The following is an 18,068-nucleotide window of genomic DNA, read 5'->3' on the forward strand; positions in this document are numbered from 1 at the left end:
TCCCCCGCAGCGGCGATGTAGGTTCCGTGCCGGCCGCGGGTCTCGATCACACCGTCGGACTCCAGAGCGCGGTATGCCTTGGCGACGGTGTTCGCGGCGAGCCCCAGCTCCTCGGCCAGTCCGCGAACGGTCGGCAGCTTGTACCCCGTCGGCAGTCGCCCGCCGCGCGCCTGATCGGAGATCTGGGAGCGGAGCTGCTCGTACGGGGCGTCCGGCGCGGCCGGGTCGATGACGATGTGCAACGGCACGTGGTCTCCGGGTCTGTTCGCGGGTGCGGAGTGCCGATTCTCCCTCAGGCGCCGCAAAATCAGGAGCCGCCACCACGCGGGGCCGCTAGCGTGCGACGCCATGACGCCGACGGTCACCGTTGAAGAGTTCCGCGCCGAGGACGCCGAGCCCGTAGCCCGGGTGAGGCGCGCAGCAGTCCCCTATCTGGTGTGCACCGGGGAGGTGGTGGCCTGGACGGCTGCCTCCGCTCCCGCACACCAGCGCACCAAGTGGCTGGTGGCCAGGGAGCCCGACGGCCGGATCACCGGTTGTGCCGACGCGGGGCTGCTCATCGAGAGCACCGAGGCGGGCCAGGGCTTCCTGCACACAGCGGTGCATCCCGACGCTCTGGGCCGGGGAACGGGGCACGCGCTGGCCGTGGCGGGCGAGCGGTATCTGAGCACGCTGAACGCCCGGCGGGTGCACACGTGGGTTCCCGACGACGGCCGCTCCCCCGGCTTCGCGGAACGGCGTGGCTACGAACGCGGCCGCCGCGCCTGCTTCCTGGGCCTGGACCTGGCCCGCGCCGGGCTCCCGTCCCTGCCCGATCCGCTGCCCGCCGGGGTGGAGCTGCGCACCGCAGAGCACTTCGCCGGCGACCAACGGCCCCTGTACGAGGCGGACCTGGAGTGCATCGCCGACGAACCCGGCGATGTGCAGGCCGGGTTCGTGCCGTACGAGGACTGGCTGCGGCTGAACTGGGAGCGCCCCGACATCGATCACCGTCTCACCTCTGTCGTCATGCTGGATGGTGAGGTCGCGGCGTACTCCGTGGCGCAGACCGACGGACGCGACCGCTACTGGTCGGGCATGACCGGCACCAGGCGTGCATTCCGGGGACGGGGACTGGCGAAGCTGGCCAAGCTGGACTCGCTGCTCCGCTCCCGTTCCGCGGGCGTCGCATGGGCCTTCACCGGGAACGACGCGGCGAACGCGCCCATGCTGGCCGTCAACAAGCGCCTCGGCTACACGCAGGCGGCCACGGAATGGCGGTACGCCAAGGCTCTGTGAACGGGAGCCGCCGGCCGTGGGCCGCGCGGAGCGCCTCAGAGCGCGGCGCGATTCCCGGTGTCCACCGCCTGCGTGGCGCTGGCGCCTCTCTGTGCGTGCTGCTGGACCTGTTCCGCGGTGAGCGCGTAGCCGGTGCCCGCGTCGCTGGTGGAACGGGCGAAGATCACTCCGAAGACCCGGCCGTCCTTGGTCAGGAGCGGCCCTCCGGAGTTGCCCGGGCGGACAGTCGAGCGGATGGCGTAGATGTCGCGCGAGCTCGGGTTGTCGCCGTAGATGTCCTGGCCCTGCGCCCGTACGCGCTGGGCGACCGCTGCGGCCCTCAGGTCGAGGCTGCCGTTCTGCGGGTAGCCCGCCACCACGCCGGGGGCGCCTCGATCGGCGTTGCCCGCGAACTGGAGCGCGGGGGCCTTCAGGCCGGGCACGACGAGCACGGCGACGTCGGTGGCGGGGTCGAAGACCACCACCCGCGCCTCATAGCGCGGGCCGACGCCGCCGACCCGCACAGTCGGCTCGTCGACACCGGCGACGACGTGCGCGTTGGTCATCACGTGCTGGTTCGTGTAGACGAAGCCGCTGCCTTCCTGGCCGCGCGCGCTCCCGTCCACGTCGGCCACGCCCTCGATCTTGACGGTGCTGCGCTTGGCGGCCTCGGTCGCGGAAGGGGTGACGGAGTCACCGGAGGGCTTCGCGACGGCGGCGCCCGGCTCGTTCTCGAAGGGGTTGAAGACCGGCGGGAAGCCTGCCGTGGTCAGCGCTCCGCTGGCGTCGTTGAACCAGGTGGAGGCCTGGTCCGGCATGCGGTCCTGGACGGTGCCGAGCACCGCGGAGCCGCGGATCGACTGATTGAGCGCGGGCGAGGGCGAGACGGACAGCGCACTCGCGGCGACCCAGCCCACGACGAGCACCGCTATCGCGTTGACCACGACGCCCCCGATGCCGTCCGCCCACCGGACGGGCGTCCAGCTGAGCGCGCCTCGAAGGCGCCATCCGATCGGGGCGGCCAGAGCCTGGCCCACGGCGGCGGGCACGAGCACCGTCAGCAGTGCGGCGACGGTGGCCTCGGTGGTGCCGGGCGGCACCTTGTCCAGGATGGAGGGCAGCAGCCACACACCGACGACTGCGCCGCCGACGAAGCCTGCCAGGGACACGAAGCCGGCCACGAGGCCGCGCTGATAGCCGGAGACGGAGAAGACCAGCACTGCGAGCAGCAGCAGAACATCCAGCAGGTTCACCGTGCACCCCTATTCGCCCCGCTCGCCCAGCGGGCCTGCTCGTCGTCCTCGTGCAGCAGCCGGCCCTCCGATTGTGCCCGACCGTCCTTCCCTCTTTCCCCAGTCGCACAACACAACGCGAAACAGCGGCCGGTTGGTTCCGGTCCCGCCCTGGAGGGCGCCCCCATCCTCCTCACTTCCGTGATTCGTCCCGGTCTGCGCCGTCCTCCTCGCCGCTCAGGCGGCGGGCCACACGTCCCAGTCCTTCGGCGAGCAGCTCCAGCTCCCTCTCGTCCAGGACGTCGATCAGGACCTCCCGTACCGCTGCGACATGGCCCGGGGCGGCATCGCCCAGCACCCGCCTGCCCTCATCGGTGAGCACGGCGAAGACCCCGCGCACGTCGGTGGGGCAGGAACGGCGCCGCACCAGGCCGCGCTTCTCCAACTGGCCGACCTGGTAGGTCAGTCCGCTCTTGGAGGTGATCAGGCTCTTGGCCAGCTCCGTCATGCGGATCTCGCCGTCCGGGGCGTCGCCGAGGCGGACCAGGATCTCGTACTGGGGGTGGGAGAGCCCGCTGTCCTCCTTCAGCTGCTGCTCCAGGTGGTGGCCGACCCGGTTGCTCGCCTGGAGGAAGCCGTGCCAGGCCGCCATCTCACGCTCGTCCAGCCACTCGGCGTCGCTCATGGAGGCAATCCTACGGGTTGTTCAAATTCGAATCATCGACTAGCGTCCAAGTCGGGTTCGAATTTGAACAACATGTCCTGCCGGACCCGACCACACCGACAAGGGAGCCATCAGAAATGACGTCCCCCCACACCACTTACAGCGCCCCCTCCGCCTCCCACTCGGACGGCGATCCCGCAGCCGCCGGGACCGGGCAGGCCCACGACACCGGGCTGCTCCTCCTCCGCGTCGTGCTCGGTCTGACCATGGCCGTGCACGGATCGCAGAAGCTGTTCGGCGCCTTCGACGGGCCGGGGCTCAAGGGCACCGGCCAGTTCTTCAGCTCCGCGGGCTACCCCGCCGGGGAGACCATGGCGCTGATCGCCGGGCTCACCGAGACCCTCGGAGGGCTCGGCCTCGCACTCGGCCTGCTCACACCTCTCGCCGGAGCCGCCGTCCTCGGCACGATGGTCAATGCGATCGCCCTGAAGTGGGGCGGCGGCTTCTTCGCTCCGAAGGGCGTCGAGTACGAACTGCTGCTCATCGCGGGCGCCGCGGCGCTCACCCTCACCGGCCCCGGACGCTACGCGGCCGACCGGCTGCTGCCCGTACTCCGGGCACACCGCCTCACGCACGGCGCGGCTGCCGTCGTCGTGGGAGTCGTGGTCGCGGCCGGGGTGCTGATGCTCCGTGACTGACCGGCCGTGGCAGCCCGCCTCGGCGGCACCGCCCTGGGGGGTGTCCGAGCTGCGACCTGCGAAATGACCGACCCGCCCGCGGTAGGGGCGACGAGAATCCGGAGTGAGGCTGAACCGACCATGACGACCGGCACCCCTGGTCTCCCCAGAGCCGCCGGAGCACCCACGGGCCCCGCCCGCATGCCGGTGCTCTACCTCAGCCACGGCGCGCCGCCGTTGGCCGACGACGAACTGTGGACGTCTCAACTCGCCGATTGGGGAGTGCGGTTGCCGCGCCCGAGAGGGATCCTGATGATCTCGGCGCACTGGGAGTCGGCACCCGTCACCCTCTCCGCGACGGGGGCCGTCCCGCTGGTTCACGATTTCTGGGGCTTCCCCGAGCGCTACTACCAAGTGCGGTATCCGGCGCCCGGCGCTCCCCAACTCGCCGAGCGGGTACGTGCGTTGCTGGCAGGGCCGGGCGAGCCCGTGCAGGACGCACCGGACCGCGGCCTCGACCACGGCGCCTACGTGCCGCTCGCCGAGATGTTCCCCGAAGCCGACGTCCCCGTGCTCCAGTTGTCCATGCCGACCCTCGAACCCGAGCAGCTGCTGCGGCTGGGCCGCAGGCTCGCCCCGCTCCGCGACGAGGGCCACCTCATCGTCGGCAGCGGCTTCTTCACCCACAACCTCAGCGGGATGCAGTGGGGGGCCGGCGTGGACGAAGCTCCGGGCTGGTCCAGGGAGTTCGACGACTGGGGACGGGAGGCGATCGCCCGCGCCGACGTCGACTCGCTGCTCGACTTCGAGAACAAGTCACCGGCCGGGCGCATCGCCCACCCGCGCAGCGAACACTTCGCCCCGCTGTTCGTCGCACTCGGGGCGGGCGAGGCCGACCTCGCGGGTGCGCGCACCGTCATCGACGGGTTCTGGGCGGGCCTGGCCAAGCGGTCCGTCCAGTTCGGACGGGCGGCCTGAGCTTTAACCGCCGTTGAGCCCGTCCTTAAGCGGACCATAAGGATGGCCACTTGGGCGTTCTGTCCCTCAACGGGGCTGCTGAGCAGGGCTAGCGTGCGTATCGCTGCGGTTGCGGTCTCGTCGCCCCCACGGGAGGCCGCAGCCGCAGCCCGCATTCACCCCCCCCCCCACCTCAGGAGTCCCCATGCCCGGTCGCCGTACGGTCGCCCGTATCGCCGCGCTCGGCGTCGCGCCACTCGCGCTGTCGCTGGTGAACGTCAACACCGCCCAGGCGCACGGCTCGATGACGGATCCGGTCAGCCGGGTCTCCGCCTGCTTCGCGGAAGGTCCGGAGAATCCGCAGTCGGCGGCGTGCAAGGCGGCCGTGAAGAGCAGCGGGACCCAGGCGTTCTACGACTGGAACGAGGTCAACATCCCGGACGCGGCGGGCAGACACCAGCAGATCATCCCCGACGGGAAGCTGTGCAGCGCGGGCCGGGACAAGTACAAGGGCCTGGACCTGCCCCGTACGGACTGGCCCTCCTCGAAGATGAGCGCCGGCGAACACGCCTTCTCCTACAAGGCGACCGCCCCGCACAAGGGCTCCTTCGAGCTGTACATCACCAAGGCCGGCTACGACGCGTCCGAGCCGCTGAAGTGGTCCGACCTGGAGTCCAAGCCGTTCGCCAAGGTCAGCGACCCGCAACTGCAGGGCGGCGAGTACAAGTTCAAGGGCGAGGTCCCCAAGAGGACCGGCCGGCACCTGATTTACAGCATCTGGCAGCGCTCAGACAGCCCCGAGGCGTTCTACACCTGTTCCGACGTCACCTTCGGCGGCTCGAACGGCGCCGCCACGCGCGGCACCGACACCGGCCCCAAGCGGGCGCCGGCCGCGCCGAGCGACTCGCAGATCGCCGGCAACGCCGGGAAGTCGACCGTCAGCCACCACGGGCACGGCGGCCCGGCGAAGTCCGGGACCGACGGCAAGGCGGGCACGCACAGTTCGCACTCCCACGACACCACCTGGCCGAAGAGTTCCGGCAACGCGCGGCAGCAGGGGGCCGAGGCGCAGTCCCGGCTCGCCGAGACCGGCGACGACGGGAGCACCCGCCTCATCGCCGTCGCGGGTACGGGTGTCCTGCTTCTCGGCTCGGCACTGACCTTCGCCGCCGCTCGGCGCCGCACAGCCGGCCGCCGCCAGGACTGAGCCGTGCTCGTAGGATGCCGGTACGAGGCAGGTGTACGGGCGAACTCGGTGTACGGAGAGGGTGAGGCCGGATGGAGGGCGAGGAGACGTCAGCGGCGGTGCGTGAAGTCACCTCTGAGGCGGAGCTTCGCGATCTGCTGGGCACTCCCGCGCCGTACGCCGCCCAGAAGGCACGGACCGTTCTGCACCCGATCGACCGGGAGTGGCTGGCGCGGTCGCCGCTGTGCCTGATCGCCACCTCGGCCGCCGACGGTTCGTGCGACGTGTCGCCGAAGGGCGATCCGCCCGGCTTCGTCAAGGCGCTGGACGACAGGACGATCGCGGTCCCCGACCGGCCCGGCAACAAGCGGATCGACGGTTTCCGTAACGTCCTGTCCAATCCGCACGTGGGTCTCATCCACCTGTTGCCGGGCCGCGGCGACACGCTGCGCATCAACGGCCGGGCGCGGATCGTGCGCGAGGCGCCCTTCTTCGACTCGATGACCGTCAAGGGCAACAGGCCTGTGCTGGCGCTGGTGGTGGAGATCGAGGAGATCTTCTTCCACTGCTCCAAGGCCTTCCTGCGCTCCGCCGCCTGGAGCCCCGAGAGCTGGCAGCCGGACGCGCTGCCGAGCCGGGCGAGGCTGTCCAAGGCGCTGGAGCGTCAGGAGGACCCACTGGAGATGCTGGAGAAGCACTACGGCCCCTCGTACGCCGAGAGGCTCTACGAGTGGTGACGAGGGTGCCGGAGTGCTCCGTCCTCACCTGATCCGCCGGGCGGGCCGACCCGCCCGGCGGGACGGTCAGGAAAGGCAGTTCGTCTTGGTGGCGTTCTCGGGGTCGAGGGCGTTGGCCGTCTCGTGGAACGCGACCCTGTCGAAGAGCCCGATGGCGAGGTGTTCGGAGATGTCGGCCGCGCACAGGTCCTGGACGACGACGTTCTTCACGTTCGGGCCGTCCAGGAACTGGGTCTTGTAAGGCGTCACGACTTCGTCGTACTTGGTCGCGATCACCGTGTACTTGACGCCGGGCAGGGTGTCGCCGCCCTCGTTGAGACGCTTGACGAAGTCCGAGCCCTCCTTCTGCTGCATCAGCGACGGACCGAGCTCCTCCACCGCGTCGCCGATCGGCGGGATCAGGTCGACGAGTTTGGTGAGTCCGCTCAGCGTCGTGCCGTGGTTGCTCGGGGCGATGCCGACCAGGGCGTTCACGTTCTTGGCGCCGTCGAGGAACTTCATGTAGTAGCGCGGCATCATGCCGCCCTGGGAGTGGCCGACGATGTCGACCTTCTCGGTGGCGGTGGACTTCATCACCTTGTCGACGAAGACGTCCAGCTGCTCGGCCGACTTCTCGATGGGGCCGAGGCCGTAGATCAGCGGGATGCCGTTGTGCTGGCCGTAGTCGAGGGAGAAGACGCAGTAGCCGCGGTTCTTCAGATACGGCGCCAGGCCCAGCCAGTTGTCCACCGCGTTGCCTCCCGTGCCGTGCACGAGAACCACGGGGCGGGGGTGTTCGGCCGACGGCTTGCAGTCGTAGTCGTTCCAGCCGCCCTCGGCGGCCTTGGTCTTGTCGGCCGACTTGGCTGTCTTGGCCGTGGGTTCGGAGGCGGATGTCTCCGCGGCGTCTGCCGCCGAGAGCGGGAGCGCCGTCAGGACGATCGCGACCGCGGCAGCGGCTGCCGGGGCGTACGGGCGTTTCCAGGACAGGTTCATGCCGACTCCTCGTGGGGGTGAGGGCGGACGTTGCCTCGCGTGGGGGGTGAGGTGCGCCACATTGTTGATGTCATGTCAATTTACGCAGGGGTAACATTGGACGGCCAGGAGTGTGCTTGTGAAGATTCAGTGAGCGGTCCGACGGTCGTTCTCTCCCGTTCACCCCCTGTAGGCTTCCGGCCGCAGCACGCACACCCAGCAGCCGGAGGACACCTCGGTGGTTCAGCGGATCACCTCCCGGAACGCCCGTTTCCAGCAGTGGCAGTCACTGCTGACCAACCGGAACAAGCGGCAGAGGTCACGGGAGTTCCTCGTCCAAGGGGTCCGCCCCATCACCGTCGCCCTGGAACGGGGCTGGCCCGTGAGGGCGTTGATCCACTCCACGGAGCGGCCGCTGTCGCGCTGGGCGGAAGACCTGCTGCGTGACGCCACCGCCGAACGGGTCGCGATGGACCCGCGGCTCCTGGCCGAGCTGGGCGAGAAGAGCGAGACGGCACCGGAAGTCGTCGCGGTGCTGGAGATGCCCGCGGACGACCTGTCCCGCATCCCGGCCGGCGACGACTTCCTCGGAGTGCTCTTCGACCGGCCCACCAGCCCCGGGAACATCGGCACGGTCATCCGCTCCGCGGACGCCTTCGGCGCCGACGGGCTGATCGTGACCGGTCACGCCGCCGACGTCTACGACCCCAAGTCGGTGCGTGCCAGCACCGGTTCACTGTTCGCGCTGCCCGCCGTCAGGGTGCCCTCGCAGCGGGAGGTCGTCCGATGGCTGGAGGAACGCCGCACGCCGGGCCGGCCGATCGCGGTCGTCGGCACGGACGAGGACGGCGAGGCGGACCTCTTCGACTTCGACCTGAGCGGGCCCGTCCTGTTGCTCGTCGGGAACGAGACCTCGGGTCTCAGCGCCGCGTGGCGCGAACTGTGCGATCACACGGTGCGCATCCCGATGGCGGGATCGGCCAGTTCGCTCAACGCCGCCAGTGCCGCGACCGCCGTGCTGTACGAGGCCTCCCGGCAGCGCATCGCCGCCCGCCGGAGCTGACGCGGACGAGCCGGGCCGGGTGCCGCGCGCACTCCGCTACGCCGCGTCGAACAGCGCCGCGGGATGCGCGGCCGCCGCACCGAAACGCCGCCTGGCCCGGTCCGCCGCCGCCTCGGCACGCCTGGCCTTCTCCTCCCGTGGGTCCAAGGAGAGCTGCCGGGCGGCGAGTTCGGCCGGCATCAGCTCCTCGGCACGCAGATGCACCGCACGCACCCGGGCCCGCTGAAGCCCGAGCGCGTCATGCAGGGCGTAGGCGACGGCGGTCAACGCCGGTGTGTGCGCGGACGGTTCAGCGAGCGTGCGGGTACGGGTCGTGGTGGAGCGGTCGGCGTAGCGGACGGTGAGACTCAGCGCCCCGGCCACCTGTCCGTCCGTACGCATGCGGAAGCCCAGCTCGTCGGCGAGGGTGAGCAGCGCGCGGCGCCGTCGGCCGGCATCGAGCTCGTCCCGGTCGAAGCGGTACTCCGAACCGGCGGACCGTGCGGGGGCGCTGGGGACGACACTCGTCGGGTCGATGCCGCGGGCACGCTCGTGGAGACGGCGTCCCGTTCTGGCGCCCAGCACCCGCTGGAGCGTCGCCGGGGCCACCTCGGCGACGCGGCCGACGGTGTCCAGACCGTACGCACGCAGGGTACGGGCGGTCGCCGGGCCGGCGCCGTGCAGAGCCGCGACGGGCTGGGAGGCGAGAAAACCGGCGGTCTCCTCGGGGCGCACCACACGGACCGTGCCCCTCGGTCCGCACTGCGCGGCCATCCGCGCCAAGAGCGGATTGACGGCGACGCCGACGGTGCAGTCGGTGCCGTACAGGGCCAGCGCCCGGAGGCGGATGAGCCTGGCGAGCCCGGGTGCGTCACGGTCGAAGTAGCGCAGTGCGCCCCGTACGTCGGCGAGCGCGGCGTCGGGCGGCAGCGCCTGGACGACGGGGGTGAAGTCGGCCAGTAGACCGAGGAGTTCAGGACGGCCGGCGGCCGGATCCTGCTCCGGCTCCTCCCCCGCCAGGCCCGGCCCGTCCTCGAAGTGCACGTACAGCACGTGGAGTTGCTCGCTCATCCCGCGCTCCCCGGGCTGGAGTGCCAGAGCTTGCGCAGGGCCTTCGGGGAGTCGGCCGAGTCGCCGGGGGGACGCAGGTCGGCCCAGGGGTGCATCTCGTACCCCTTCGCCACCTGCACGGTGCGGCCCCCGGCTCCCTCCTTGTCCTTTCCAGGTCCTTCCTTGTCCCCGGCTCCTTCTCCGCCGCCTTCTCCGGCCCCCGTGTCCGCTCCGGCCCCCTGCCCGTCGGCGGGGCGCTCCGCCAGCCGTGCGGCGACCGCGTCCAGGCCGCCCGTGCGGCGCAGTTCGGCCAGTTCGGCCAGATCCCACGCCGCCGCTCCCACCACGCTGAGGCTGCGCGGTCCGCGCCGCTGCACCACGCCCCGTACCAGCAGCAGCCAGGAGTGGAAGACGGTGTGCGCGCAGGCCGCGTGGGAGTCGTCGAAGAAGGCGAGGTCGACCAGCCCGGTGCCGTCGTCGAGAGTGGTGAAGATGACGCGTCGTCCGGACCGGATCGGCGGGGTCTGGGTGGCGGCCTTGGCGCCCGCGACCAGGACCGTCTCACCGTGCCGGGCAGCGCGCAGTCCGCGGGCGGAGTGCACGCCCAACTCCCGCAGGAACGCGGTGTGATCGTCCATGAGGTGCCGGGAGGCGTCCATGCCGAGAACGCCGAGCTCCGCTCCGAGGCGTTCGTCCGCGTCGAGGTCGGGCAGTCCGGCCGGCTCGGATGCGGAGGCGCCCGTCGCGGACTGGTCCAGGGCGAGCTGTCCCTCGCGGGCCCCGGTCCCGCGCTGCTGACGGTGGAGTTCGGCGATGTGCAGCAGCAGATCGCGTCGGTTGCCCTCAGGTGCGAAGGCGTCCAACGCCCCCACCTGGGCGAGCTTTTCGGCCACGGGACGTGATGGCCGCGCCCGGCGCCAGAGGTCGGCCAGCGAGTCGTAGGGCTGTCCGGCGGCGATCCGCTCCGCGTCCGCCTCGCTGATGCCCTGCACTTCGGAGAGGGCGAGACGCACTCCCCACCGGCGCCGTTCCAGCTCCTCAACACCCTTTGAATCAGACACCAGTTCGATCCGATAAGCGACCGACGACCTGTTCACATCCAGCGGCAGCACCGGCACCCCCCGCCGGCGCGCGTCCGCCAGCAGCAGCCGCTTCGGGTACATCCCCGGATCGTGCTCCAGCACTCCCGCGTAAAAAGCCGCCGGATGATGGGCCTTCAGCCACGCCGACTGGTAGGTGGGCACGGCGAAGGCGACGGCGTGCGCCTTGCAGAAGCCGTACGAGCCGAACGCCTCCACGATCTCCCAGGTGCGCTCCACGGCCTCTGCCGCGTACCCGCGCCGGGACGCCTCCTGCTTGAACCAGGCCCGCACCCTCCCCTGCCGCACCTCGTCCGACAGCGCCCGCCGCGCCTCGTCCGCCATCGCACGCCCGCAGCCGGTCATGACGGAGACGATCTCGATGATCTGCTCGTGGAAGACCACGACGCCGTACGTCTCACGCAGCGCGGGTTCCAGATCCGGGTGCGGATAGCCGGCCGGCCTCCGCCCGTGCCGTGCCTCGATGAAGGGGCGCACCATGTCGGCGACGACCGGCCCCGGCCGGAAGAGCGAGATGTCGACGACGAGATGGTGGAAGTTCTCCGGCTGCAGCCTCCCCACCAGGTCCCGCTGCCCCGGCGACTCGATCTGGAAGCAGCCGAGCGTCTCGGCCGACCGGATCAGCTCGTACGTCTGCGGATCACCCTCCGGCACGTCGTCCAGCCCGACGTCCCCTCCACCCGCCCGCTCGATCTCGGCGACCGCGTGCGCCATCGCTGACTGCATCCGCACTCCCAGCACATCCAGCTTGAGCAGCCCCAGGTCCTCCACGTCGTCCTTGTCGAACTGGGACATCGCGAAGCCCTCGCCGCTGGTGGGCACGACCGGCGTACGGGCCCGGAGCGAGGAGTCCGAGAGCAGCACCCCGCACGGATGCATGGCGACACCGCGCGGCAGGGCGTCCAGCGCCTCGACGAGGTCCCAGAAGCGGGGCCCGTACCGTTCGGCCTCCACGCCGCGCAGTTCCGGGAGTTCGTCGAGGGCCGCGCGCGCGTCGCGGGCCCGTATGTGCGGGAACGCCTTGGCGAGCCGGTCGGTCTCGGCAGGGTCCATGCTCAGCGCCGCCCCCACGTCCCGGATGGCGTGCCGCACCCGGTAGGTCTCCGGCATGGCGACGGTGGCGACGCGCTCCTCGCCGAAGCGTTCGAAGATGGCGCGGTAGACGTCCAGCCGGCGGGCCGACTCCACGTCGATGTCGATGTCCGGCAGGGCCGTGCGGCGCGGCGAGAGGAAGCGCTCCATGAGCAGGTCGTGCTCGAGGGGATCGGCGTGTGCGATGCCCAGCAGATGGTTGACCAGCGATCCGGCGCCCGAACCGCGTGCCGCGACCCGTACGCCCATCTCCCGCACGTCCTGGACGACTTGGGCGACGGTGAGGAAGTAGGAGGAGAAGCCGAGCCCTTCGATGATCCGCAGTTCGTGCTCGAGCCTGCCCCAGCGCTCCCGCTGCCCCTCGTACCCCCGCGTGACCATCCCGGCCGCACAGCGCGAACGAAGGACACGCTCGGCGCTCCTTCCGCTTCCGCCCCGGGCCGCGCCGGCGCCCGTACCGCGGTCTCTGCCCGCGCCGACCAGCCAGGGCTCCGGGAAGTGCACCCGCCCGATGCCGATGTCGTCCTCCGGGTCGACACGGCAGTCGTCCGCGGTCTCCTCGGTCAGCGTCAGCAGGCGGTGCGCGGTGTCACGCCGGTAGCCGGCGGCCTCGGCGATCTGCTGCGCGGCCGTCGCCATGGCTTCCGGCCCCTTCAGCCAGCGCTCTCCGCTGTCCAGGCCCTTGCGCGGATCGACGGGAACCAGCCGCCGCGCCGCGTCCAGTACGTCCGCGACCGGGCCCTGGCTGGGATCGGCGTAGCGCACCGCGTTGGTCAGCACGGGCTTGATCCCCTGCTCGGCCGCGAGCCCCAGCATCCGCGCGGACTCCCTCAGCGGCACGTAGCCGGTGACCTCCAGCCGCAGCGCCGTCCCGAAGATCTCGCGCCAGCCGGTCAGCTGCCGTGCGGCACGGTCGGGCCGCCCGGCGGCGAGCGACCGGCCGACGTCGGAGTCGGGGCCGAGCAGTACGGTCAGCGCCCCCTCGTGCGCACCTCCCAGCGTCGCGAGGTCCGCCCACTCCAGCCGTGGGCGCTCGCCCCCGCCGGCGTGCGCCGCGGTGACCATCCGGCACAGCCGGTCCCAGCCCACGGCTCCCTGCCCGGCGAGGAAGACGACCCGCTGTGCCGATTCGTCGATGAAGGCACCGCCTCTGACCGGGGTACGGCGGCGGCGCACCGCGCTCTTCTCCTCGGGCTGTTCCGCCACGGCCAGTTCCACCCCGTATACCGGCCGCACACCGGCTTCCGCACTCGCCTTGGCGAAGCGCACCGCTCCCGCGAGGGTGTCGCGGTCGGTGAGTGCGAGAGCGTCCATCCCGCGATCGGATGCGCGCCCGGCCAGCGTCTCAGGATGCGAGGCCCCGTACCGCAGGGAGAAACCGGAGGCGACATGCAGGTGCACGAATCCCGGCATCGCACGCACCTCCCACCGCACTCGCACCTCTGCTTGCCGAATACACCCCCACCATAGACCAGTAGTCGAATGCGCGTTCGAACGGTGCTCGATGTCTCTTCGCAGCTCACCGGCGGTATACACCCCTCCCGGCGACAACTCGGAGGCGCCGCCGAACAGTTCGGCGGCGCCTCGGCCGAGCGGACGGGGAACCTCGGCTCAGGCGTGCTGCGGGGGCCCAGTTCTTGAGCATGGACCTGCGCATGGACTCGAGCACGGAGCGGACCTGCTCACTCAGCTCTGGGCTGTCCGGGTGCCCGTGCGCGGACACGGCGTGATCACCGGCGGCGCGCCCCGGGCGTGAGCTCTGCGGGGGTTGGCCGGGTGCGCCTGCTCGGGGTTCCGGGCCGGGTGCGTGCCGCTCCGCGGGCAACTCCGGGACGGCATGATTTACGGCCCGACCCCCCGGAACAGGTCCTGCGTACCCCTCACTTGTCGGGCCACAAATCACGCTTGAGTGTCCCGAAGTCACCCGCTGCGCGTCCCACACCCTCCGACCGTTCGCGACTTGCGGAGTTTCCTCACTCCCGGTGACAGATCGGGCTTGTCCTGCTGGGAATGCTGACCGGGGCAGCCGCCCGACGACATGAGGGGGCGGGACGCGCAGGGGTGGGTTTCCGGACACTCTGGGGTCTCCCCCGCGAACGCCGTGCGCTCCCCCGGGCCCCGAGCGTCAGCGAGCAACGCCGAGTCGAACCCGCCATGACCTGTCTGGACCCTGCCTGACCTGATCTGATGCTCCCGTGCAGAGAGGGACCGCGGGTTCCGCGCTGAGAGAACCGCGCCCGACGCCGTCCGCGCCGGCACCATGCTCAGCCGTATGACCGAACGTGTCGCGGTGCTCTCCGACATCCACGGTGTCCTCCCCGCCCTGGAGGCGGTGCTGGCCAAGCCGGATGTACGTACAGCCGACACCGTCGTCCTCACCGGCGACCTCCTCGCAGGGCCGCAGCCCGTCGAGACGCTGGAGCTGCTGCGCGGGCTCGGCGACCGGGCTGTCTGGATCAGCGGCAACGCCGACCGGGAACTGGTCGAACTCCACCGCTCGGAAACGGGTGCGGACGGCGCGAGAGGAGGCGGGCAGCCCGCTCCCCCGGCCATCGACCTGTGGGCCGCCGGACAGCTGAACGCGGCGGACATCGAATTCCTGGCCGGTCTCCCACCGACCGCACGCCTGGAGGGCGGCGGTCTCGGCCCGGTGCTCTTCTGCCATGCCACGCCCCGCAACGACACGGAGGTGACGCTCGTCGACTCACGGCCCGAGCGCTGGTCCGAGGTGCTGGCAGGGGTGGACGGCGATGTACGTGCCGTGGTGTGCGGCCACACCCACATGCCGTTCGTCCGGCTCACCCAAGGACTGCTGGTGGTCAATCCAGGGAGCGTCGGGATGCCCTACGGTCGTCCCGGTGCGCACTGGGCACTGCTCGGCCCGGGTGACGGAGTGGCCCTGCGCCGGACCACGTACGACTACGCGGCTGCCTGCGCCCGCATCGCCGCGGAGTCCGCGTTCCCGGGCGCCGCGGAGTGGGCGGAGGAGTACGTGCACGCGCGCAACAGCGCCGAGGACGCCCTCGCCGCCTTCGGACCGCTGGACGGCCGCGACGGCTGATCCCGTACGGCCGCTCCACGCAGGGCCCCTCCCTGTGTGACCGATGTCAAAGAAGTGGCCGATCGTAGAGGGGGCAGGGCAGGGTAGAAGAGCCAGCGCCCCGCCGGGACGGCCCGGTGGCGCTGCCCGCACGCACAGCGCAAACGGGACACTGAACCCAACGGACACAGCACACAGCACAGAAGGAGCCCCATGAGGATCGGGATCGTCGGAGCCACCGGCCAGGTCGGCAGTGTGATGCGGGAGATTCTGGCCGAGCGGAAACTCCCCGTCGACCAGCTGCGGCTGTTCGCCTCCGCCCGTTCCGCCGGGCGCACCCTTCCCTGGCAGGGCAGCGAGATCACCGTCGAGGACGCGGCCAGTGCCGACTACTCCGGGCTCGACGTCGTCCTCTTCTCCGCCGGCGGCTCGACGTCGAAGGCCCTCGCGGAGAAGGTCGCCGCCCAGGGGCCCGTCGTCATCGACAACTCCTCGGCCTGGCGCCTCGACCCGGAGGTGCCGCTGGTCGTCTCCGAGGTGAACCCGGAGGCCGCCAGGCGGCGCCCGAAGGGCATCATCGCCAACCCCAACTGCACCACCATGGCCGCCATGCCCGTGCTGCGTCCGCTGCACGAGGAGGCCGGGCTGACCGGGCTGGTCGTCGCCTCCTACCAGGCCGTCTCGGGCAGCGGGCTGGCCGGCGTCGCCGAACTGAACGAGCAGGCGCGCAAGGCCGTCGAGAGCGACGCGACGCGGCTGACCTTCGACGGTGACGCGGTGGACTTCCCGGAGCCGGAGAAGTACGAGCGCCCGATCGCCTTCAACGTGCTGCCCATGGCGGGCTCGATCGTCGACGACGGCCTCGACGAGACCGACGAGGAGCAGAAGCTCCGCAACGAGAGCCGGAAGATCCTCGACATCCCCGGCCTGAAGGTCTCAGGCACCTGCGTGCGCGTGCCCGTCTTCACCGGGCACTCGCTTCAGGTCAACGCCCGCTTCGAGCGGACGCTCACTCCCGAGCGGGCCCGCGAACTGCTGGCCGCCGCACCGGGCGTCGAGCTCTCGGACATTCCCACACCGCTTCAGGCGGCGGGCAAGGACGCCAGCTTCGTCGGCCGCATCCGTACGGACGAGACCGCGGAGCACGGTCTCGCGCTCTTCCTGACCAACGACAACCTCCGCAAGGGCGCAGCACTGAACGCCGTGCAGATCGCGGAGCTGGTCGCCGGCGAGTGACCGTCCGCCGGGTTGAGTGACGAGCCGGACTCGCCCCCGACGGCACGGACCGCGCACGCGGAAACAACGGAACCCCCGGGCAACGCCCGGGGGTTCCGCCGTGTGCTGTGGCAGTGTTCAGTCTCAGTGCGGTCGCACTGATGTGTGCGGTGCGTCAGGGAAGCTCGGCACCCAGGGCCTCGAGCGCTGCCGGCACCGGCTGGAAGAAGGTCTCGCCACCGGCGGAGCAGTCACCGCTGCCGCCCGAGGTGAGGCCGATGGCCTTGTCCTCGGAGAAGAGCGAGCCACCGCTGTCACCGGGCTCGGCGCAGACGTCGGTCTGGATCAGGCCGTCGACGGTGCCCTCCGGGTAGGAGACGGAGGCGTCCACGGCCTTGACCTCGCCGTCGTGCACCTGCGTGGTGCTACCGCTGCGGGTCACCTTCATGCCGACCTCGGCCTCGGCCGCAGCCGAGATCTTCTGGGTGCTGCCGTTGTAGAGGTCCACCTCGCTCGGGTGCTCGGTGTCACCGGTGAAGGTGGCGATGCCGTAGTCGTTGCCGGGGAACTTGCCGTCGCCGCTCTTGGCGATCTCCGGGCCGCCCTCTTCCTCGGACCAGCTGGCGATCGCGGTGGAGCAGTGGCCCGCCGTCAGGAAGGCCGGCTTGCCGTCGAGGGTCACGTTGAAGCCGAGGGAGCAACGTCCGCCGTCACCGTGGATGGCGTCGCCACCCGCGATCTTGGTGGTGTACTTGCCCGCGGTGCGCTGCATCTCGACCTTGCTGCCCTCAGCCTTGGCCTGCTTCTTCAGCTGAGCGAGCTTCTCACCCTTGACCGTCCTGTCGGCCGTGATGACGACCTTGTTGGACTTCACGTCCACGATGCGCGACGTACCGGTGATGTCCTGCTCGGTGAGAGCGTCCTTGGTCGACTCCAGCTGAGCCATCGTGTGCTGGACGATCTTGCCGACGGCGCCTTCGGCTTCGACCTTCGCCTTGGCGTCCTGGTCGGTGACGTTGACGACGAGCTTCTTGGCCTTCGCGTCGTAGTACGACCCGGCGTCACCCTTGATGTCCGACGTGAGCTTCGAGGCGAGCTTCGAAGCCGACGTGCTGGAAAGGGTCTTGATGCTCGGAGAGGCATCTTCCGCCGCGTTGGCGCTCGTCCAGGTCAGCGATCCGGCGACGAGAACCGCAACTCCCGCGCCCGCGATGGCCATCCGTCGCTTCGTTATCTGCTTCTTCTCGCTCAACTCAGAAACCTCCAGTGGGGGGTTGGGGCCGCCCATGTCTTGTGTGGGGGGACAGCCCCGGAGGAAGTACAGACACAACTCCCATTCCCGATGAAGTCACGTCCATGCCAACTCGTACCGCCGAGTATTACGAGAATGACGCTTGTCACACAAGGCCAAGTTCACTTCAACCGCCGAAAAGTTGCCCCGCCGCAGGCAGGCGCCACAGATCGAATGTGACGCGCGTCGACCCAATGACCTTGCACAGCAGGCGAGTAGCCGGGGTCATCATCTGAACTGGCACAAGAAACGGACTTGTCCTGTTCTGTCCACCGATTACCTGTTCAGGCAGGGGATTTCAGTCAGGGTTTTCACGAGTCCTTCAAAAATGAAATTCCATATGGCCCGGCGGGCTTCTCAACCGCAGTCGCAACAATCGCAATCGCAGCACGAGCACTTGTCGCAGCAGTCGCCGCATCCGCAATCACAGCAATCGCAGTCGCACTTGTGGCACCAGCCCTCACGGTGCTTTCCGGTCCACGGATCCTCGTACGGATCGCGGCAGCACAACTGACCGGTGCAGCACAGTCCCGACCACACAGCGCAACCGGCGAGGAGGCCCCGCCTGCGCCCC

15 protein-coding genes and 1 pseudogene are annotated in these 18,068 nt (G+C 70.5%); 8 read left to right on the forward strand and 8 right to left on the reverse strand.

Going from position 1 to position 18,068, the window contains the following annotated elements; translation table 11 throughout:
- On the reverse strand, positions 1-248 hold a 248-nt coding region (locus tag H5J26_RS17260), incomplete at its 3' end, for a GntR family transcriptional regulator (protein WP_181766764.1).
- A 100-nt stretch (positions 249-348) separates the two neighbouring features.
- On the opposite strand from H5J26_RS17260, the gene H5J26_RS17265 reads away from it, so the two are divergent.
- Positions 349-1,278 carry a GNAT family N-acetyltransferase gene (locus H5J26_RS17265; protein ID WP_181766765.1) on the forward strand — a complete coding sequence of 310 codons (930 nt, stop codon included), beginning with the start codon at positions 349-351 and terminating at the stop codon, positions 1,276-1,278.
- 35 nt (positions 1,279-1,313) lie between these two features.
- Here H5J26_RS17265 and H5J26_RS17270 read toward each other — a convergent pair whose 3' ends face one another.
- Positions 1,314-2,510: a MarP family serine protease gene (locus tag H5J26_RS17270; protein ID WP_181766766.1), complete on the reverse strand. Its 1,197-nt coding sequence runs from the start codon at positions 2,508-2,510 to the stop codon at positions 1,314-1,316.
- Positions 2,511-2,682: 172 nt separating this feature from the next.
- Positions 2,683-3,174, reverse strand: a complete 492-nt coding sequence (locus H5J26_RS17275; RefSeq protein ID WP_181766767.1) for a MarR family winged helix-turn-helix transcriptional regulator — start codon at positions 3,172-3,174, stop codon at positions 2,683-2,685.
- 116 nt (positions 3,175-3,290) lie between these two features.
- Here H5J26_RS17275 and H5J26_RS17280 point away from each other — a divergent pair, with 116 nt between their 5' ends.
- The 4 genes from H5J26_RS17280 to H5J26_RS17295 all read left to right on the forward strand — a co-directional run bounded on the left by H5J26_RS17280 (position 3,291) and on the right by H5J26_RS17295 (position 6,710).
- Positions 3,291-3,851 carry a DoxX family protein gene (locus H5J26_RS17280; protein WP_181766768.1) on the forward strand — a complete coding sequence of 187 codons (561 nt, stop codon included), beginning with the start codon at positions 3,291-3,293 and terminating at the stop codon, positions 3,849-3,851.
- A gap of 120 nt (positions 3,852-3,971) precedes the next feature.
- Entirely contained in the window at positions 3,972-4,808 is an 837-nt protein-coding gene (locus H5J26_RS17285) for a dioxygenase (protein WP_235980778.1), read from the forward strand.
- A 184-nt stretch (positions 4,809-4,992) separates the two neighbouring features.
- A complete protein-coding gene (locus tag H5J26_RS17290) occupies positions 4,993-5,994 on the forward strand; it encodes a lytic polysaccharide monooxygenase auxiliary activity family 9 protein (RefSeq protein WP_181766769.1) in 1,002 nt (333 codons plus the stop codon).
- A 71-nt stretch (positions 5,995-6,065) separates the two neighbouring features.
- Complete coding sequence (locus H5J26_RS17295; protein WP_181766770.1) at positions 6,066-6,710, forward strand: pyridoxamine 5'-phosphate oxidase family protein; 645 nt, start codon at positions 6,066-6,068, stop codon at positions 6,708-6,710.
- Positions 6,711-6,776: 66 nt separating this feature from the next.
- On the opposite strand, the gene H5J26_RS17300 is transcribed toward H5J26_RS17295, so the two are convergent.
- The gene (locus tag H5J26_RS17300) at positions 6,777-7,685 is read right to left on the reverse strand and encodes an esterase/lipase family protein (protein WP_181766771.1); all 909 of its coding nucleotides are present in this window, start codon (positions 7,683-7,685) and stop codon (positions 6,777-6,779) included.
- Between the two features lie 217 nt (positions 7,686-7,902).
- On the opposite strand from H5J26_RS17300, the gene H5J26_RS17305 reads away from it, so the two are divergent.
- Positions 7,903-8,727, forward strand: a complete 825-nt coding sequence (locus H5J26_RS17305) for a TrmH family RNA methyltransferase (RefSeq protein WP_181766772.1) — start codon at positions 7,903-7,905, stop codon at positions 8,725-8,727.
- Between the two features lie 36 nt (positions 8,728-8,763).
- On the opposite strand, the gene H5J26_RS17310 is transcribed toward H5J26_RS17305, so the two are convergent.
- Positions 8,764-9,777, reverse strand: a complete 1,014-nt coding sequence (locus tag H5J26_RS17310; RefSeq protein ID WP_181766773.1) for a DNA polymerase Y family protein — start codon at positions 9,775-9,777, stop codon at positions 8,764-8,766.
- On the reverse strand, positions 9,774-13,361 hold the full coding sequence (locus H5J26_RS17315; RefSeq protein ID WP_181766774.1) for a DNA polymerase III subunit alpha: 3,588 nt from the start codon (positions 13,359-13,361) through the stop codon (positions 9,774-9,776). Before H5J26_RS17315 ends, H5J26_RS17310 begins: the two co-directional genes overlap by 4 nt.
- Positions 13,362-14,220: 859 nt before the next feature.
- Between H5J26_RS17315 and H5J26_RS17320 the strand changes: the two genes are divergently transcribed.
- Positions 14,221-15,009, forward strand: coding sequence for a metallophosphoesterase family protein (locus H5J26_RS17320; RefSeq protein ID WP_181766775.1), 789 nt, complete (start codon positions 14,221-14,223; stop codon positions 15,007-15,009).
- A gap of 192 nt (positions 15,010-15,201) precedes the next feature.
- Positions 15,202-16,224, forward strand: a complete 1,023-nt coding sequence (locus H5J26_RS17325) for an aspartate-semialdehyde dehydrogenase (protein ID WP_181766776.1) — start codon at positions 15,202-15,204, stop codon at positions 16,222-16,224.
- 154 nt (positions 16,225-16,378) lie between these two features.
- Here the strand turns inward: H5J26_RS17325 and H5J26_RS17330 are convergent, their stop codons facing one another.
- Positions 16,379-17,422: a S1 family peptidase gene (locus tag H5J26_RS17330; protein WP_235980780.1), complete on the reverse strand. Its 1,044-nt coding sequence runs from the start codon at positions 17,420-17,422 to the stop codon at positions 16,379-16,381.
- Positions 17,423-17,851: 429 nt separating this feature from the next.
- Positions 17,852-18,068, reverse strand: a pseudogene (locus H5J26_RS31545) (hypothetical protein); the annotation flags it as partial.

Source organism: Streptomyces albidus (ex Kaewkla and Franco 2022) (genome assembly GCF_013870515.1).
In the GTDB taxonomy this organism is placed as follows: domain Bacteria; phylum Actinomycetota; class Actinomycetes; order Streptomycetales; family Streptomycetaceae; genus Streptomyces; species Streptomyces albidus.

Bases quoted from the DNA above. Each gene is read 5' to 3' on its own strand.
- H5J26_RS17265 (WP_181766765.1), top strand. From the start codon at position 349: ATGACGCCGACGGTCACCGTTGAAGAGTTCCGCGCCGAGGACGCCGAG.
- H5J26_RS17275 (WP_181766767.1), bottom strand. From the start codon at position 3,174: ATGAGCGACGCCGAGTGGCTGGACGAGCGTGAGATGGCGGCCTGGCAC.
- H5J26_RS17280 (WP_181766768.1), top strand. From the start codon at position 3,291: ATGACGTCCCCCCACACCACTTACAGCGCCCCCTCCGCCTCCCACTCG.
- H5J26_RS17285 (WP_235980778.1), top strand. From the start codon at position 3,972: ATGACGACCGGCACCCCTGGTCTCCCCAGAGCCGCCGGAGCACCCACG.
- H5J26_RS17290 (WP_181766769.1), top strand. From the start codon at position 4,993: ATGCCCGGTCGCCGTACGGTCGCCCGTATCGCCGCGCTCGGCGTCGCG.
- H5J26_RS17295 (WP_181766770.1), top strand. From the start codon at position 6,066: ATGGAGGGCGAGGAGACGTCAGCGGCGGTGCGTGAAGTCACCTCTGAG.
- H5J26_RS17300 (WP_181766771.1), bottom strand. From the start codon at position 7,685: ATGAACCTGTCCTGGAAACGCCCGTACGCCCCGGCAGCCGCTGCCGCG.
- H5J26_RS17310 (WP_181766773.1), bottom strand. From the start codon at position 9,777: ATGAGCGAGCAACTCCACGTGCTGTACGTGCACTTCGAGGACGGGCCG.
- H5J26_RS17315 (WP_181766774.1), bottom strand. From the start codon at position 13,361: ATGCCGGGATTCGTGCACCTGCATGTCGCCTCCGGTTTCTCCCTGCGG.
- H5J26_RS17320 (WP_181766775.1), top strand. From the start codon at position 14,221: ATGACCGAACGTGTCGCGGTGCTCTCCGACATCCACGGTGTCCTCCCC.
- H5J26_RS17325 (WP_181766776.1), top strand. From the start codon at position 15,202: ATGAGGATCGGGATCGTCGGAGCCACCGGCCAGGTCGGCAGTGTGATG.
- H5J26_RS17330 (WP_235980780.1), bottom strand. From the start codon at position 17,422: ATGGCCATCGCGGGCGCGGGAGTTGCGGTTCTCGTCGCCGGATCGCTG.